The organism is Streptomyces sp. NPDC058678, assembly GCF_042714835.1.
Lineage (GTDB): Bacteria > Actinomycetota > Actinomycetes > Streptomycetales > Streptomycetaceae > Streptomyces.
Genome location: NZ_JBHXSG010000036.1, coordinates 43058 through 58782 on the forward strand (window position 1 = coordinate 43058; position 15725 = coordinate 58782).

14 protein-coding genes and 1 riboswitch are annotated in these 15725 nt (G+C 70.5%); of the genes, 3 read left to right on the top strand and 11 right to left on the bottom strand.

All coding sequences use genetic code 11. The features are described from left to right. Positions 1-531, top strand: coding sequence for a PadR family transcriptional regulator (locus ACFWWR_RS28925; RefSeq protein ID WP_383867303.1), 531 nt, complete (start codon positions 1-3; stop codon positions 529-531). On the opposite strand, the gene ACFWWR_RS28930 is transcribed toward ACFWWR_RS28925, so the two are convergent. The 5 genes from ACFWWR_RS28930 to ACFWWR_RS28950 all read right to left on the bottom strand — a co-directional run bounded on the left by ACFWWR_RS28930 (position 519) and on the right by ACFWWR_RS28950 (position 5867). Beyond that, positions 519-1709: a hypothetical protein gene (locus ACFWWR_RS28930; RefSeq protein ID WP_383867301.1), complete on the bottom strand. Its 1191-nt coding sequence runs from the start codon at positions 1707-1709 to the stop codon at positions 519-521. The two genes, ACFWWR_RS28925 and ACFWWR_RS28930, sit on opposite strands and share 13 nt — an antisense overlap. 34 nt (positions 1710-1743) lie before the next feature. Next, positions 1744-2766: an NlpC/P60 family protein gene (locus ACFWWR_RS28935; protein ID WP_383867299.1), complete on the bottom strand. Its 1023-nt coding sequence runs from the start codon at positions 2764-2766 to the stop codon at positions 1744-1746. A 240-nt stretch (positions 2767-3006) separates the two neighbouring features. Next, positions 3007-4041, bottom strand: a complete 1035-nt coding sequence (locus tag ACFWWR_RS28940; RefSeq protein ID WP_383867378.1) for an NlpC/P60 family protein — start codon at positions 4039-4041, stop codon at positions 3007-3009. A gap of 209 nt (positions 4042-4250) precedes the next feature. Further along, positions 4251-5594, bottom strand: a complete 1344-nt coding sequence (locus tag ACFWWR_RS28945; RefSeq protein WP_383867297.1) for an NYN domain-containing protein — start codon at positions 5592-5594, stop codon at positions 4251-4253. Positions 5595-5627: 33 nt separating this feature from the next. After that, positions 5628-5867 (bottom strand): hypothetical protein, encoded by a 240-nt coding sequence (locus ACFWWR_RS28950; protein WP_053754037.1) that lies wholly within the window; start codon positions 5865-5867, stop codon positions 5628-5630. Positions 5868-6034: 167 nt separating this feature from the next. Between ACFWWR_RS28950 and ACFWWR_RS28955 the strand changes: the two genes are divergently transcribed. Both ACFWWR_RS28955 and ACFWWR_RS28960 read left to right on the top strand, forming a co-directional pair. Continuing rightward, the gene (locus tag ACFWWR_RS28955; RefSeq protein WP_384306141.1) at positions 6035-6778 is read left to right on the top strand and encodes a rhomboid family intramembrane serine protease; all 744 of its coding nucleotides are present in this window, start codon (positions 6035-6037) and stop codon (positions 6776-6778) included. Beyond that, on the top strand, positions 6775-7056 hold the full coding sequence (locus ACFWWR_RS28960) for an Lrp/AsnC family transcriptional regulator (protein ID WP_019758354.1): 282 nt from the start codon (positions 6775-6777) through the stop codon (positions 7054-7056). The genes ACFWWR_RS28955 and ACFWWR_RS28960 overlap by 4 nt, the downstream gene beginning before the upstream one ends. Here the strand turns inward: ACFWWR_RS28960 and ACFWWR_RS28965 are convergent. The 6 genes from ACFWWR_RS28965 to ACFWWR_RS28990 form a co-directional block, all read right to left on the bottom strand. Continuing rightward, complete coding sequence (locus ACFWWR_RS28965; protein WP_383867293.1) at positions 7053-9194, bottom strand: PQQ-binding-like beta-propeller repeat protein; 2142 nt, start codon at positions 9192-9194, stop codon at positions 7053-7055. The two genes, ACFWWR_RS28960 and ACFWWR_RS28965, sit on opposite strands and share 4 nt — an antisense overlap. Positions 9195-9260: 66 nt before the next feature. Continuing rightward, on the bottom strand, positions 9261-10634 hold the full coding sequence (locus tag ACFWWR_RS28970) for an aminotransferase class V-fold PLP-dependent enzyme (RefSeq protein WP_383867291.1): 1374 nt from the start codon (positions 10632-10634) through the stop codon (positions 9261-9263). Positions 10635-10794: 160 nt separating this feature from the next. Beyond that, positions 10795-10911, bottom strand: a riboswitch (SAM riboswitch). Positions 10912-10986: 75 nt separating this feature from the next. After that, positions 10987-12051 carry an anthranilate phosphoribosyltransferase gene (gene trpD / locus ACFWWR_RS28975; RefSeq protein ID WP_383867289.1) on the bottom strand — a complete coding sequence of 355 codons (1065 nt, stop codon included), beginning with the start codon at positions 12049-12051 and terminating at the stop codon, positions 10987-10989. 135 nt (positions 12052-12186) lie between these two features. Continuing rightward, entirely contained in the window at positions 12187-13827 is a 1641-nt protein-coding gene (locus tag ACFWWR_RS28980; protein WP_384306144.1) for a cytochrome bc complex cytochrome b subunit, read from the bottom strand. Beyond that, positions 13824-14897, bottom strand: a complete 1074-nt coding sequence (locus ACFWWR_RS28985) for a Rieske 2Fe-2S domain-containing protein (RefSeq protein ID WP_383867285.1) — start codon at positions 14895-14897, stop codon at positions 13824-13826. The genes ACFWWR_RS28980 and ACFWWR_RS28985 overlap by 4 nt, the downstream gene beginning before the upstream one ends. Then, a complete protein-coding gene (locus ACFWWR_RS28990) occupies positions 14894-15703 on the bottom strand; it encodes a c-type cytochrome (RefSeq protein WP_383867283.1) in 810 nt (269 codons plus the stop codon). The genes ACFWWR_RS28985 and ACFWWR_RS28990 overlap by 4 nt, the downstream gene beginning before the upstream one ends. Between the last annotated feature and the right edge of the window lie 22 nt (positions 15704-15725).

A 15725-nucleotide genomic window follows, 5' to 3' on the forward strand; every position in this document is an offset into this window, starting at 1 on the left:
GTGCTGGAGCTGTCGATCCTGGGATTCCTGGCCGAACAACCGCTGCACGGTTACGAGTTGAAGGAGCGCATCAAGGCCCTCAGCGGTCATGTCCGCCCGGTCAGCGACGGCGCCCTCTACCCGGCGATCACCCGCCTGGTCACCGCGGGCAGGCTCGACCAGCACATCGAGCCGGGCACCAGCGCGGCCCCGCGCCGGATGCTGTCCCTGACCGAGACCGGCCGTGAGGATCTGCTGGAGCGGCTGCGGCACCCCAAGCAGGCCGAGATCACGGACCAGGTGCGCTTCAACACGCTCCTGGCGTTCCTGCGGCACCTGCCCGACCGCCGGGAGCAGGCAGCGGTGCTGCGGCGCCGTCTGGAGTTCCTTGAGACGCCCGCGAGCTTCTTCTACGCGGACGGGGAGCCGGTTCGGGCGGAGGACACCGGCGACCTGTTCCGGGAGGGCATGCTGCGGGTGGCGCGGGCGACCGGCCGTGCCGAGCGTGCCTGGCTCAAGGAGGCCGTCGCACGGCTCGATCAGCCCAGTTGATCCCTCAGATACTGCCGCCACTGCCCGGTGAACTCGTCCGGTGTCGTGTCGAGGACTTCCTTCATCGCGTCCTCGACCGCCCCCGCCCGCTTCTCGTGCCCGCCCACGGCCTTGTAGAACTCCTTCAGCCGCGCCTCGCCCCAGCGGTCGGCGATCATCCGGCAGGCCATCCAGCCGCCCTCGTAGGCCCGCGCGAGCCCGGCCGCGTCGCCGCTGAAGCCGAAGTCCCGGTCGGTCGGCAGCACGGCCGGCAGCCTGCCCTCGGTCACGGCGTCCCACAGCTCGGGGGCGGCCTGCACCGGCGTACGCCCGCTGCCGCGGTAGCCGACCCAGTCGGCGTACCCCTCGGACAGCCACAGGGGCGTAGCGGGCGTGGTGTCGGCGCGGGTGGCGACATGGGTCGTCTCGTGGGTGAGCACGACCTGCTTGCCGACGGCGCCGAGGACGCCGTACGCGTCGGGGTTCACGATGATCCGGTCCGCGGGTGCCTGCGCCGGAGCGCCCGTCTCGCCGGTGGTGACCGCCGCGATTCCCCGGTAGGAGGAGGCGGGTGAGCCGAGCAGCCCCGCCATGCCCTGAAGCGACCTCGGCACGAGCACGACGACGTGCCGGGACCAGCCGGTGCCCCAGGCGTCCGACACGGCCGGCACCGCGCGGTCCGCCAGATCCGCGTAGGAGTGCAGCTGCTCGCCGGACTGCCCGACCCCGAGGACCAGGCTGCGCTCGCCCCGTACGGCCAGCACCTCGCCCTGGTCCCACAGCTGCTGGGCGGACTTCTTCGCGGGCTGCTCGGCGTCCACGTACCACTGCCCGCCCGCGTTCAGGCTCAGGGTGAGGGTGCGCCCGACGGTGACGGGGGCCGGGTCGTAGCCCTGGACGCGGTAGCGCAGCTCGGCGTCGGCGGTGGCGGAACCGCCGGTGCGGTGCAGGGCGGTGACGCGGTAGGACCAGTCCGCGAGGGGGACCGCGGTGAGGTTCGTGAACCAGCTCAGCGCGCCCGTCCTCACGAACGCCGCCCTGTCGCGGTCCAGAACCGCCCTCGCCCGCCGGTCCAGGACCCGCTGCACGTCGGCCCGCGCGCTGTCGGTGGCGGGTTTCCCCCCGCACCCCACGAGGCCGACGAGCAACAGCAGAAGCGCCACGACTCCGCGTCCCGACGCCCGCCCTCGACCAGCCACGTTCCCGATCGTACGGTGACGCGCGGGCGCGTGGTCAGACCCTGGTGACGGTCGCTCCCGGAATCATGCCCACCGGGTCGTAGCGCACGGGCGCGCCGGGATAGGGCGCGTGGATCACCTGGCCGTTGCCCATGTACATCGCCACGTGGCTGGCATCCGACCGGTAGGTGACCAGGTCGCCGGGCTGTGCCTGGGAGAGCGGGACCTGACGGCCCGCGTAGCGCTGGCCCTGCGAGGTGCGCGGCAGAGAGACACCGGCCTGCGCGTACGACCACTGCATCAGACCCGAACAGTCGAAGCCCGAGGGGCCGTTGGCGCCCCACACGTACGGCTTGCCGAGCGCGGAGCGGGCCGCGGCGATCGCGGCGGCCGCGCGGGTGGACGGCGGGACGACGCCACCGAGGTCGGGCAGGTCGGAGCGGCCGGAGCGGGAGGACCGGTCGTAGGCGTCGCGTTCGTCGGACGGCAGGGCGTTGACGAGTGCGCGCGCCTTGGCGAGCTTCTTCTCGATGGTCCGCTTGTGGGAGGCGACGGCCTTGCGGCTCTTCTCCAGTTCAACGAGCTTGCTCGCCGCCTCGGAGCGCTCCTGGCCGAGTACGCGCATGGCCTCCTGGAGGTCCTTGAGCTCGCCCGCCTGGTGCGTGGTGATCCGGTCGAGGACGGAGGCCTTGTCGAGGTAGTCGTCCGGGTCGTCGGAGAACAGCAGCGCGAGGGACGGATCGAGGCCGCCGGAGCGGTACTGGGCGCCGGCGAGCGAACCCAGCTCCTCCCGCATGCGGTTGATGCGCTCCTGCTGCCGGGCGATCCCGTCCTGCGCGGTGCTGACCTCCTCACGGAGGTCGTCGGCGCGCTCGTCGGCCTTGTTGTAGGCCTCGGTCGCCTGCTCCGCCTCCTCGTAAAGACGGTCCACCTCCGCACGAGTGTCGTCGTGCGGAGCGGCGACGGCCGACGTGGCCGGCAGGACGCCGATGGCCGCGGCGACGGCTGACATGACACAGAGCGCTGCGCCGGCGCCCCGGTCGAACCCGGACGGTGCATGGCGGCGATGGGACCCCACGGGAAGCCGCACTCCTTCCGCTGGCGGACAGGGAAACGCGGCAGACAGTAGCCCCGGGGAGGGTGCCCCACCAACGACCTTCGTGGGCACACAAAGTGACGCCCCGCCTCAGACGCAGGTCATGGGCGGGGCGTGGGGTCAGTTCACGTTGCCGTGATTCGCCCGAACGGGCGGTGCGGTGTCCCGATCTTGATGGTGACCGGACCCGTCGCGAAGGCGATCAGGTCCGTCAGCCGGTGCTCAGATCCGGACGCCGAACTGGAACGGCATGTTGTTGATCGACTCGTAGCGGACGACCGCGCCGGTGCGCGGGGCGTGCAGCACCTGGCCGTTGCCCGCGTAGAGGCCGACGTGGTGCAGGTCGCCGTAGAAGATGACGAGGTCGCCGACCTTGAGCTGGCTCTGCGAGTAGATGCGCGTGCCGGCGTTGGCCTGGGCCTGTGAGGTGCGCGGGATGCCGACGCCGGCCTGGGCGTAGGCCCAGGAGGTCAGGCCCGAGCAGTCGTAGGAGGCGGTGCCGGTGGCGCCGTAGACGTACGGCTTGCCGATCTGGCTCTGCGCGGCCTGGAAGGCGGCCATCGCCCGGCCGGAGCCGGCGGGGGCGTCACCGAGGTCCACGCGCTCGCCGGCGTCGCGGCTGGCGCGGGCGTCCTCGGCGGCGAGGGCGGCCTTCTCGGCGGCCGTCAGGGTGTTGAGGAGCTTCTGCGCCGCGGCGAGCTTGCTCTGGACTTCCTTCTTCTTCTTGCCCAGTTCGGTGCGGGTGCTCGCGAGGTCCTTGAGCTTCTCCGAGGCCTCGGAGCGGTCCTGGGCGAGCTCGCGCTGCTTCTCCTGGATCTTCTTCAGCGCCTCGACCTGCTGACCGCTCAGCTGGTCCATGGTCGACGCCTTGTCCAGGTAGTCGTCCGGGTTCGAGGAGAGGAACAGCTGGAGCGAGGAGTCGATCGAGCCCGTGCGGTACTGGGCGGCGGCCGCCAGGCCTATGGAGTCGCGCAGCCCGTTGAGCTCTTCCTGGCCGCGGGCGACGTTGTCCTGGATGGTGGAGATCTCCTTCTGGAGCTTCTCCTGCTTCTCCGTGGCCCCGTTGAGCTTCTCGGTGGCCTGCTCGGCCTCTTCGTAGAGCTTGTCGACCTTGGCCTTGACCTCGTCCTTGCTGGGCTTCTCGCTCGGCGCGGCATTCGCCGCCTGCGAGCTGAGGGCGACGGCAGCGGCGGCTGCGGTGGTCAGCACGGTCACGCGTGCACGGCTCGGCTGCTTGGGTCGACGGTGGGACGCCACGGAGGTGAACTCCTTCTTTTGAGTGATCACCCGCTCGGAGGTTCGAGCCCAGACCCTAGTGACCTTCCTGTGATCAGTTCAAATCCTCACGAGAAAAATCTCGTCACACCCTGCATTCTTTACACTCAACTCACATGCAGTGATGTTCGCTTGACGCTACGTTGCGTGACGGTCCCGTCAATTCGGGCATTGAGCCCGTAGGTTGACCTTCAGGACAATCGCTTCAGAAGCATCGCCGAAGCGATCGGACGCGCCCCCGCCCGGGCCACCCCGTCGGCGACCTCGCGGTCGGTCGAGGCGACGATGAGCGGACGCCCCGGCGGCTCGGCGCGCACCAGCTGGCGGATCAACTCGTCGGCCGTGATGCCCGGTTTGGAGAACAGCACCCGCACCCCGCGCGGCGGCGCCAGCAGCACCGGCGCGGCCAGTTCGGCCCCGTCGAAGACACACGTCACCTCGGCGCCGGTCTGCGCGGCGAGCTGCGAGAGCTGGCCGAGGAGCCTCAACCGCTGCTTCTCCAGGGGCATTTGGGGATAGCCGGTCTTGGTGACGTTGTAGCCGTCGACCACCAGATGGGCCTGCGGCAGGGCGAGGAGCTGGTCGAGGATCGCGGGGTCGTTCTCGGACAACGCCCGCGCCGCGATGTCCTTCGGGGTCATTCGCCCCGGTTCGACCGCATCCACGGTCTCGGCCGGCCGTACCGAAACCGGCGGCAGCGCGAGCTCCCGCCGCAGTCCCTGGGTCGCGTCGAGCAGGGTGTCGAGCAGCAGCCGTACCCGCATGTCCTCGACGCTGCGGCCCTCGCGGGCCGCCTTGCGGGTGGCCTCCAGGGCCGCCTCCGCCTCGCTCAGCCGTGCCTTGAGCCGCCGGGACTCGCTCTCGGTGGCGGACAGCTGGGCGTGCCCCTCCGTGCGTACGGTCTCCATCTCGGCGTTCAACTTGCGCAGGGCCGCCTCACCGCGCTTGACGTCGCTGAGGGCGGCGCGCAGCTTGCGGTGAAGAGAATCCGCTTCCTTCCTGGCCGAATCCAGCTCGGTGCGCAGCCGCTCGGTCTCGGTCCGGGTGTGCTCACGGGCCCGGTCCAGCTCCTCGCGCAGCCGCTCCAGTTCGGCCCGGCTCTCCTCGCCGGCGCGCTCGGCGTCGGCCCGCTGGGCCTCCTCGCCGGCCGCGGTCACGAGCTTCACCCAGTCGGTGGGCCGCAGAACGTAGGCCGCGGCCGCCACGTCGAGCGGGTCCGCGGCCGGGGGCGGGGAGCCGGAGTCGAGGGCGCCGGACAGCTCCGGCTGCGTCTCTCTGAACTTCTCCCCGATGCGCTGCCGGAAGAGCGGATCGGTCTCCAGGGCGGCCGCCATGGCGTTGCCGGCGAACTTGGCCCGCCGGTTCGGCGCGAACCGGGCGTACTGTCGTAGCTGCGGGGGCAGTTCGCCCACGGTCAGCCCGCCGAAACCGTCCGAGACGATCTGTACGACCCTGCGGCGCACGCCGTCGGGCAGCGGACGGTCGAGCACCTCAGCGGCGCCGTCGCCCGGCCCCCCGCCTGCGGTCTCCACCATCCTCACCCCATCGCCTGTGCGGGGCCCGCTCCCTCAGGAGCCGGCGCCCGGCCTGTCCACGAGTTCCACCTGATCCACGGCGTTGCACCAGCGGCAGCGCACCGACTCGATGGATTCACTGACCACGTCGCGCTCCTCGACCTTCGGCTCACCGGCCAGGTCGAGGTGGACGTACTCGACCACCTTCGACGAGCGGGTCACGTCGAAGCGTGTGAGGTTGCCGCACAGGGTGCAGCGCCACCGCGTCGAGGCAGTCGGCAGGGGAACCGTCATCGTGGCTGTTCGCCTTCCTTCTTGTTCCTTCTAGTGTCCGTGACGCTCCGGTCACCCCGGTGCGTATGGCTCGTTACCCTACGGCCTGGCGGGTACTCACCGCTCCGCCGTCCACGGCGGCGAGGCGGTCTGTGTCGTTCGGTCCCCTTACGTCATGCTCTGTGGTCATGATCAGCAACTGGAGCGGGACGGTCGGCAGAGCGGTCGGGGCGGTCCGGTGGCCGTCGGCACCGGTGACGTACGGGCTGATCGCCGGGTGCGGTCTGCTCTTCCTGGTCGGCCCCGCATCGGGGCTCAACCCGAAGTACGGCTCGGGCGACGCGCTGCTCGCCGCGCAGAGCAGTTATTTCCACCGCTGGGGCGTGGTCCCCGTCGAACTGTTCGAGGGGTCGGGACGGGCCGCGCTCACCCCCGCCACGGCCCTCTTCGTGCACGGCAGCTGGGTCCACCTGCTGGGCAACATGCTCTTCCTCTACGTCTTCGGCGTACTGACCGAGGAACGGATGGGCCGCGTCCAGTTCACCCTCTTCTACCTGGGCTGCGGCTACCTCGCCCTGCTGGGCTACGCGGCCGCGAACGCGGACTCCGAGCAGTCCCTGGTCGGCGCGTCCGGGGCGATCTCGGCGGTCCTCGGCGCGTTCCTGTACCTGTTCCCCAAGGCCCGCGTCACCAGTCTCCTGCCGTTCCTCTTCTTCCTCCCCCTGCGCTTCCCCGCCTGGGTCGTCCTCCCCTTCTGGGCGGCCCTCCAGTGGCTGGCCGCGGGCCGGGCCGGCCAGGGCCCCGGCGTGGCCTACCTGGCCCACCTGGTGGGCTTCGGCCTGGGGCTGGCGTTCGCGTGGGTGCGATTCGGGCGTGGGACTAGAGTGAAGCCCGCCCCAGCTCCGGCCCCCGAGGGAGAGAACCAGCCGTGATCACCGCGATCGTCCTGATCAAGACCAGCGTGGACCGGATCCCCGAGATCGCGGAGTCGATCGCGGCGCTGGAGAACGTCAGCGAGGTCTTCTCCGTGACCGGCACGTACGACCTGATCGCCATGGTCCGGGTGAAGCAGCACGAGGACCTGGCGGAGGTCATCCCCGGCCGGATCAGCAAGATCCCCGGCGTGGAGGGAACGGACACGCATGTGGCGTTCCGGACGTACTCCCAGCACGACCTGGAGGCGGCGTTCGCGATCGGCCTGGACAGCTAGGACTTCTTCAGCGCGAGGACGGTGATTCCGTCGGCGGTCGCGGCATAGACGCGTCCGTCGCGGACGACCGGGCTCTGGGTGCCGACGGACGCTCCCCCCTCCACCCGCTTCCGCCAGGTCCGCCGGCCCTGGCGGTCGAAGCCGTGGAGCGTCGAGCCCTGGCGCACGTAGAGCGTGTCACCCGCGACCGTCGGATCGCTGTACTGGATCCCCTCGTCGGTGAACCGGAAGGTCCACGCCCTGGATCCGTCAGCCGGGTCCAGCGCGACGAGTTCGTAGTCGGTCGCGGTGACCCCGAGACCGCCGAAGGCGACACAGCTGAGGTAGCGGCTGCCGTACAACGTCTCGTCGGCCTTGTGCCACAAAACCTTTCCGGACCGGCTGACGCCGTGCAGCGACTGCTCCCCGCCCGACCCGACCAGCAGCGTGTCCCCGACCAGCGTGGGTCGCCCGGTGTCCGCTCCCACCCTCGTCGCCCAGAGCCGCTTCCCGGTCTTCGCGTCCAGGGCCTGCACTTCGTCTCCGAAGGTGCCGACGTACACCACTGAGTCCGCCACCAAGGGCTCGCTGGTGGGCGCCGCCCCTGTCGGCGTGCTCCAGCGCACGCTGCCGTCGGGCGCGTACGCCCGCACCCCGCCCTCGTCCGACGAAGGGGCGTAGGAAACCAGAACCAGTCCGCCCGCGGCCACCGGGACCTGGCTGTTCGAGGCGACCGGCCTGGTCCATCGCACCTTGCCGCCCCGGCCGAGGGCGCAGAGCTCGGAGGCGCCCTCCTGCCCGTCGAACAGCAGGGCGTACACGCCGTCGGTGGTGGCGAGCGGGGACATGACCTCGCCGCCGAGTGCGGTACGCCAGACACTCAGGCCGTTCAGGTCCACGGCGTGCAGTGAGCTGTCCGCGCCGCCGACGTACACCCGCCTGCCGTCGGGCGACAGCGAGGCGCACGGCCCGTGTCTTCCGCCCAGTCCCTCGACCTTGTACTGCCAGCCCACCCGAGGCGTTCCCGTCGCGGAGGACCCGCCCGCGGCCCCTGCCTTGCCGTGCGACGAGTCCCGCAGCAGCAGCCAGCCGCCGAGGCCCCCGGCCGCCACCACCCCCGCGCCACCGGTCAGCGCCCCCAGCAGCCGTCGCCGCGAGGGCGGCTGCGGCGGGGCCTCCGCGACCGCCGGTAAGTCCCTGACCGTCACGGGCGCCACGTACTCGACCCGGCTCTCCCGCTCCCCCGGTCCGTGCTCGGGGATCCAGCGCTCACCGCCCCCGACGGACTCGGCCCCTCCGGGGGCACCGGTCGCGTACCACCCCGACCGCAGGCCCTCGCGCAGCGAACGCGCGGTGTGTCCCGTGGCCGCGACCACGTCCGCGGGCGTCGGCCGGGCGCCCGGATCGTCCCGCAGACACGCCTCCACCAGCGGCAGATGGTCCTTCGGTACGGCGGACAGGTCGACGTCCCCGGTCAGGATCCGCAGCAGGACGACCGAATCCTGTCCCTCGCCGAACGGTTCCTCACCGCCGGACGCGTACGCGAGCACCGCGCCCAGCGAGAAGACGTCACTGGCCGGCCCCACCTGGCCACCGTTGCGGATCTGCTCGGGCGAGACATAGCCGACCGACCCGACGACCACCCCGGTCCGGGTCAGCGCCGTCCCTTCCAGTGCCCGGACGATCCCGAAGTCGATCACCCGGGGACCGTCCTGCGCCAGCAGGATGTTGGACGGCTTGAGGTCCCGGTGCACCAGCCCCTTGCCGTGGATCGCGGCGAGCGCCTCGGCGAGCGCGGCCGCCAGCAGCCGTACCGCGTCTCCCGTCAGGGGGCCGCCGTCGAGCACCGCGTCCCGCAGGTTCGGCCCGTCGACGAACTCGGTGGCCATCCACGGCCGTGGAGCCTCGGTGTCCGCGTCCACGACCCGCGCGGTGTACGTCCCCGCCCCGCCGACGGTCTGCGCGGCCCGCACCTCGTGCCGGAACCGCGCCCGGAAGGTGCGGTCCTCCGCTTGCTCGGCCCGCACCACCTTCACGGCCAGCCGCGGCCCGCGCCGCGCCTCGGCGAGATACACCTCGCCCATGCCGCCGGACCCGAGCCTGCCCAGAACCTCATAGGGGCCGATGACCCGAGGATCCGTCTCGCGCAGCTCCTGCACCCCGTGCTCCCCCTACGTCGTACGGCTGCCGAGAGGGAGCGTATACGTGTGGCGGACGTCAGGCCCTCAGACCGCCGGCACGCAGCGCCCGTCCTCCGTGCGGTAGTTCCACTTCGCGCCGTGCCGGACCAGGTCCTTCACCGCGCTGACGAACCGCTCCACGTGCTCGTCGGGCGTGCCGGCGCCGAAGCTCACCCGGATCGCGTTGAGGGACTTCTCGCCGGGTGCGGCCTCGGGGGCCCCGCACTCGCCCTGCGTCCGGGGGTCGCTGCCGAGCAGGGTGCGGACCAGCGGGTGGGCGCAGAAGAGGCCGTCGCGGACGCCGATGCCGTACTCGGCGGAGAGCGCGGCGGCGAAGTGGGAGCTGTTCCAGCCCTCGACGACGAAGGAGATCACGCCGACCCGCGGGGCGTCGTCGCCGAAGAGGGAGAGGACCCGGACCTCGGGCACCTCCGCGAGGCCCGCGCGGACCGTGTCGATCAGGTACTGCTCCCGGGCGACCAGCGTGTCGAAGCCGGCCTCGGTGAGGGCCTTGCAGGCGGAGGCGATGGAGTAGGCACCGATGACGTTCGGGGAACCGGCCTCGTGACGGGCGGCGCTCTCGTGCCACTCCACGTCCACTCCCCCGTCCGAGCGCCGCGTGACCTTGCGGCTGGCGCCGCCGCCCGCGAGGTACGGCTCGGCCGCGCGCAGCCAGTCGGCCCGGCCGGCCAGCACGCCGGACCCGAAGGGCGCGTACAGCTTGTGCCCGGAGAAGGCGACCCAGTCGACGTCGAGGTCCCGCAGCGACACCGGGTGGTGCGGGGCCAACTGGGCGGCGTCCAGGACGATCCGGGCACCGTGCGCGTGCGCGGCGGCGGCCAGCTCCCGTACGGGCCACAGCTCGCCGGTGACATTGGAGGCGCCGGTCACGCAGACCAGCGCCGGGCCCTGCGGGTCCCGGTCGGCGAGGGCGCGCTCCAGGGTCGCCACCGCCTGCCGCGGGGTGCGCGGGGCGTCGAGGTAGCTGACGCGGGCGTTCTGCCAGGGCAGCAGCGCGGCGTGGTGCTCGGTCTCGAAGACGAAGACCTGGCAGTCGGCCGGGAGCGCGGCGGCCAGGAGGTTCAGGGAGTCGGTGGTGGACCGGGTGAAGACCACCTGGTCCTCGGCGCGGCAGTCGAGGAATTCGGCGACCGTCCTGCGGGCGTTCTCGAAGAGGTCGGTGGACAGCTGGGAGAGGTAGCCGGCGCCGCGGTGGACGCTGCCGTAGTAGGGCGCGTACGCCGCCACGTCGTCCCAGACCCGCTGCAGGGCCGGCGCGCTGGCCGCGTAGTCGAGCGCGGCGTAGGTGACCTCGCCGCCGGTGACGAGCGGGACGGTGACATCCCGGCCCAGAACGGGCAGCGCCCCCGAAATGTCACTGCAAACGGACTGGGCGGCGGCAACGGTGGAGACAGACATGGCGAACTCCCGTGAGAGGCAGGTGACATCACCGCGCGAGCGAACGTGGCTCAGCGCGGGAAAAGGCGAAAAGGGGTGTGCGGAGGCGGGGCTCTACGCCCTATCGCATTCGCTTGCTCACGGAAGACTCCTCGACGACCAGGGCCCCTGGTGTGCGAGGGGTCCGCGCTTGCCGCAGGCCTTTCTGCCTACGACCTGGTCTTCACCCGGGGCACCCCGCCACGGACGGAGGGTTGCCGGACAGTCGGCCGGGGCCTCATGACTGTCACTCATGACCTGGTACAGAAACGTACGCGAAGTGATCGTGGTCCCGCAACCCGGGTCCGGATTGCGGGACATCACGCGTGGGGCGCTACGCGTTGCTGGCCGCCACCCAGCGCTCGAGCGTCCGCTTGGCGGCGCCGGAGTCGATCGCCTCCGCCGCCTTGTCCATCCCGGCACGGAGCTGCACGGCCAGCGGCGCTCCGGTCGGCGCCAAAGCCACCAGCGCCGCCGCCGAGTTCAGCAGCACGGCGTCCCGCACCGGGCCCGGCTCACCGTCCAGCAGGCGTCGGGCGACCTCCGCGTTGTACGAGGAGTCGGCGCCCCGCAGCGCCTCCACCGGCACCAGTTCGAGGCCGACGTCCCGCGGGTCGAAGGCCTCCTCGGTGACCTTGCCGTCGCCGACGATCCACACCCGGGAGGTGGCCGTGGTCGTCAGTTCGTCGAGGCCGTCGTCGCCGCGGAACACCAGCGCGGACGAGCCCCGCTCGGCCAGCACGCCGGCGATGAGCCCCGCCATCCGGGTGTCGAAGCAGCCGACCGCCGAGGCGGTGACCCGGGCGGGGTTGGTCAGCGGACCGAGCAGGTTGAACGAGGTCGGAATGCCCAGGTCCCGCCGGACCCCGCCGACGAACCGCATCGACGGATGGAACTTGGCCGCGAAGCAGAAGGTGATCCCGGCCTCCTCCACCACGCGCGCCACCCCCTCGGGTGACAGGTCCAGGTTGATGCCGAGCTTCTCCAGCACGTCGGACGACCCGCTCGCCGAGGACGACGCCCGGTTGCCGTGCTTGACGACCTTCGCGCCGGTGCCCGCGATCACGATGGCGGACATGGTCGAGATGTTGACCGTCTTGGCCCGGTCGCCGCCCGTGCCGACGATGTCGACGGCCGGGCCCGGGATCTGCAGCGGCTGCGCGTGCGCGTACATCGCCTCGACGAGACCGTTGATCTCCTCGACCGTCTCTCCCTTGGCCCGCAGCGCCACCATGAAGCCCGCGATCTGGGCGTCCGAGGCCTCGCCGCTCATGAAGCGGTCCATCGCCCACGCCGTGTCGGCGGCGCTCAGGTCCCGCCCGCCGAGCAGTGTGCTCAGTACCTCGGGCCAGGAACGGTCCGCCGCGGTGTCGCCTCCAGCGGGGGTCACAGCGCTCATCAGCCGCTCCTGGATCAGTCCCGTGCAGCGGGACGCGAGTCTCAACGGGTCCCACCCTATCCAGCCGGAGGGCACGGCAAAGGGCCCCGTCCGGTCTTCGGACGGGGCCCTTGCCGCGCGTGGCGAGCGCAGCGATCAGTGGTGGCCGTGGCCGCTCGTGATCTCCTTGTACTCCTCGACGGTCGGCTTGGGGATCTGGGCCTCTTCGCCGTAGTACGCCTCGCTCAGCTTGGCGCGCAGCTTCTCGGAGCCCTTCACCTTGCGCTCGACGCCGTTCTCGTCGACCGTCGGGCCGATCTGCGCCGGCACGTACTGCTCGTGCGCCGTGAGCGTGTGCAGCTGCTCCTGGCTGAGCGGCTCGTGCACCTCGATGAACTCACCGTGCGGCAGGCGCTTGATGATGCCCGACTCGCGGCCGTGCAGCACCTTGTCCTTGTCGCGGCGCTGGAGGCCGAGGCAGATCCGCTTGGTGATGACGAACGCGATGACCGGCCCCACGAAGAACGCGATCCGGACGAACCAGGTGATGGCGTTGATCGACAGGTGGAAGTGGGTGGCCCAGAGGTCGTTTCCACCACCGATCAGCAGCACCATGTACCAGGTGATCCACGCGACGCCGAACGCCGTGCGCGTCGGCACGTTGCGCGGGCGGTCCAGGATGTGGTGCTCGCGCTTGTCGCCGGTGACCCAGGACTCGATGAACGGGTAGACCGCGATCGCGACCAGGACCAGCGGGAAGATGACTAGCGGGATGAACACGCCCAGGACGAGCGTGTGGCCCCAGAAGTTGATCTCCCAGCCCGGCATCACACGGATCAGGCCCTCGGAGAAGCCCATGTACCAGTCGGGCTGGGCGCCCGTGGACACCTGGTCCGGACGGTAGGGGCCCATGGCCCAGATCGGGTTGATCGAGGCGATCGCCGCGATGGCCGCGATGACACCGAAGACCAGGAAGAAGAAGCCTCCGGCCTTGGCCATGTAGACCGGGAGCAGCGGCATGCCGACGACGTTCCTGTTGCTCTTTCCGGGGCCCGCGAACTGCGTGTGCTTGTGGTAGAAGACCAGGATCAGGTGGCCGACGACCAGGCCGAGCATGATGCCCGGCAGCAGCAGGACGTGGATCGAGTAGAAGCGGGCCACGAAGTCGCCGCCCGGGAACTCGCCGCCGAAGAGGAAGAACGACAGGTACGTGCCGACGATCGGCACGGACAGGACCGCGCCCTCCATGAAGCGGACACCGGTGCCGGACAGCAGGTCGTCCGGGAGCGAGTAGCCGGTGAAACCGGTGAACATGCCCAGGACGAACAGCAGGAAGCCGAACAGCCAGTTGACCTCACGCGGCTTGCGGAACGCACCCGTGAAGAACACGCGCATCATGTGCACGAACATGCCGGCGAGGAAGATCAGCGCCGCCCAGTGGTGGATCTGCCGGATCAGCAGACCACCGCGCACATCGAAGGAGATGTGCATGGTCGAGTTGAACGCCTCGGACATCAGCTGGCCCTGCAGCGGGACGTAGCTGCCGTGGTACTCCACCTCGTTCATCGACGGGTGGAAGAACAGCGTCAGGTACACACCCGTGAGGATGATGATGATGAAGCTGTAGAGGCAGACCTCACCCAACATGAACGACCAGTGGTCGGGGAAGATCTTGCGCATGTTGGCCTTGGCCAGGGAGTAGATCCCCAGGCGGCCGTCGGCCCAGTCGGCGACCCGCTCACCGGCCGGCGCCTTCTCGCGCGAGCGCGAGTCCTTGGTGGTGGTCTCAGTGCTCATCCGCGCTCCCAGAAAGCAGGACCGACGGGCTCATCGAAGTCGCCGAGCGCCTCGAGGTAGCCCTCGTCGTTCACACCGATGCGCAGCTGCGGCAGGGCGTGACCGGCGGGGCCGAAGATCACCCGGGCACCGTCGGAGAGGTCGAAGGTGGACTGGTGGCAGGGGCACAGCACGTGGTGCGTCTGCTGCTCGTACAGGGAGATCGGGCAACCGACGTGGGTGCAGATCTTCGAGTACGCCACGATGCCCTCGTGCGACCACTCGAGCTCGCGCTTGTCCTTGATGTTGTCCGGCTGGATCCGGACGATCATCAGGGCGGCCTTGGCGATCTCGGTCTGGAACTCGTGGTCGTGCTCCTCCAGGCCCTCGGGCTTGGCGAAGGTCAGCGAACCCACCGCGACGTCCGAGGGACGCAGCGGCTCGTTGGTGTTCATGTTGACGAGCAGCTTGCCCTTGGACCACAGGGTGTGGCGCAGCTTGGTGCCGGGCAGCGGACCGAGGTCGCGCAGCAGCATCACGCCGGAGAGCGGGAACAGGGCCAGCGCGCCGAACATCGTGTTGCGGATCAGCTTGCGACGGCCGAGCGCGGACTCCTTGGCACCCTGCTTGAAGTCGGCCATGACCTTGGCCTTGACCTCGGGCGCCGCCTCGATCGGGTGCCGCTCGTCGGCGATCTCCTCGTCGGACATCAGGGTGCGGGCCCAGTGGACCGCGCCCGCGCCGATCAGGAACAGCGCCGCACCCAGGGTCAGGCCCAGCGCGAAGTTCAGCGCGTTGATGTGCCCGATCGGGAAGACGTAGATCGACCTGTCGTGCGGGATCGCCACGTACGAGACGATGAAGCCGACGGTGGCCAGCATGGACAGCACGAACAGCATGGCGACCGCGCGCTCGGACCGCCTGGCGGCCCGCTCGTCGATGTCCTGGATGCGGTGCTCGTGCGGCGGCAGTCCGGGGTCGGCGAACGGGTTCTTCTCGTCCGCGACGCCTACCGCGCCGTGCGCGTGGTCATTGTGTCCTGCGGACTGCTCAGCCGGCAGGTTCTCTTCTGGAATGTCTTGGCTACTCATGACTTCTTGGCCTTTGCGGTCCGAGCGGCGACCCAGACGGCGACCGCGATCAGCGAGCCGAGTCCGAAGATCCAGCCGAACAGGCCCTCGCTGACCGGACCGAGTCCGCCCAGTTCAAGGCCGCCGGGGCTCTCGGTGTCCTCGCCGTTGACCGCGTCGAGGTACGCGATGATGTCCTGCTTGTTCTGCTCCGACAGCGTGGTGTCGGGGAAGGAGGGCATGTTCTGCGGGCCGGTCTGCATGGCCTCGTAGATGTGCTTCGGGCTGACGCCCTCGAGGTCGGGCGCGAACTTGCCGTGCGTCAGCGCGCCGCCCTTGCCGGTGAAGTTGTGGCACTGCGCGCAGTTGGTGCGGAACAGCTCGCCACCCTTGGCGATGTCGGCGCCCTCGGGGCCGTACTGCGCCTCGGTCGGGACGTTCGGGCCGGCACCCAGCGAGGAGATGTATGCCGCGAGCTGGTCGATCTCGGCCTGCGTGTAGACGACCTTCTTCTTCGGGACCTGTGCGCCCGGCTGCTGGGCCGGCATACGGCCGGTGCCGACCTGGAAGTCGACGGCCGCGGCGCCCACGCCCACGAGGCTCGGACCGTCAGTGGTGCCCTGACCACCGGTGCCGTGGCAACTGGCGCAGCCCACGGCGAAGAGCTTCTTGCCCTCGTCGATGGCGAGGGACTGGGCGGTTTCGTCTGCCTGCGCCTTGCTCGTGGGTGCGAACAGGACGTACAGCCCCCCGGTGCATGCCAGCGCGAGGAGTAGGACGACGACCGCCGCCAAGGGATGGCGTCGTCGTGCGGAGAGCTTTTTCACGGATTACTCCGGTGTCAGGATC

What these genes read in the sequence shown, in the direction of transcription:
- ACFWWR_RS28945 (WP_383867297.1), bottom strand. Translation starts at nt 5,594, where the DNA reads ATGGTGGAGACCGCAGGCGGGGGGCCGGGCGACGGCGCCGCTGAGGTG.
- ACFWWR_RS28950 (WP_053754037.1), bottom strand. Translation starts at nt 5,867, where the DNA reads ATGACGGTTCCCCTGCCGACTGCCTCGACGCGGTGGCGCTGCACCCTG.
- ACFWWR_RS28955 (WP_384306141.1), top strand. Translation starts at nt 6,035, where the DNA reads ATGATCAGCAACTGGAGCGGGACGGTCGGCAGAGCGGTCGGGGCGGTC.
- ACFWWR_RS28970 (WP_383867291.1), bottom strand. Translation starts at nt 10,634, where the DNA reads ATGTCTGTCTCCACCGTTGCCGCCGCCCAGTCCGTTTGCAGTGACATT.
- trpD (WP_383867289.1), bottom strand. Translation starts at nt 12,051, where the DNA reads ATGAGCGCTGTGACCCCCGCTGGAGGCGACACCGCGGCGGACCGTTCC.
- ACFWWR_RS28980 (WP_384306144.1), bottom strand. Translation starts at nt 13,827, where the DNA reads ATGAGCACTGAGACCACCACCAAGGACTCGCGCTCGCGCGAGAAGGCG.
- ACFWWR_RS28985 (WP_383867285.1), bottom strand. Translation starts at nt 14,897, where the DNA reads ATGAGTAGCCAAGACATTCCAGAAGAGAACCTGCCGGCTGAGCAGTCC.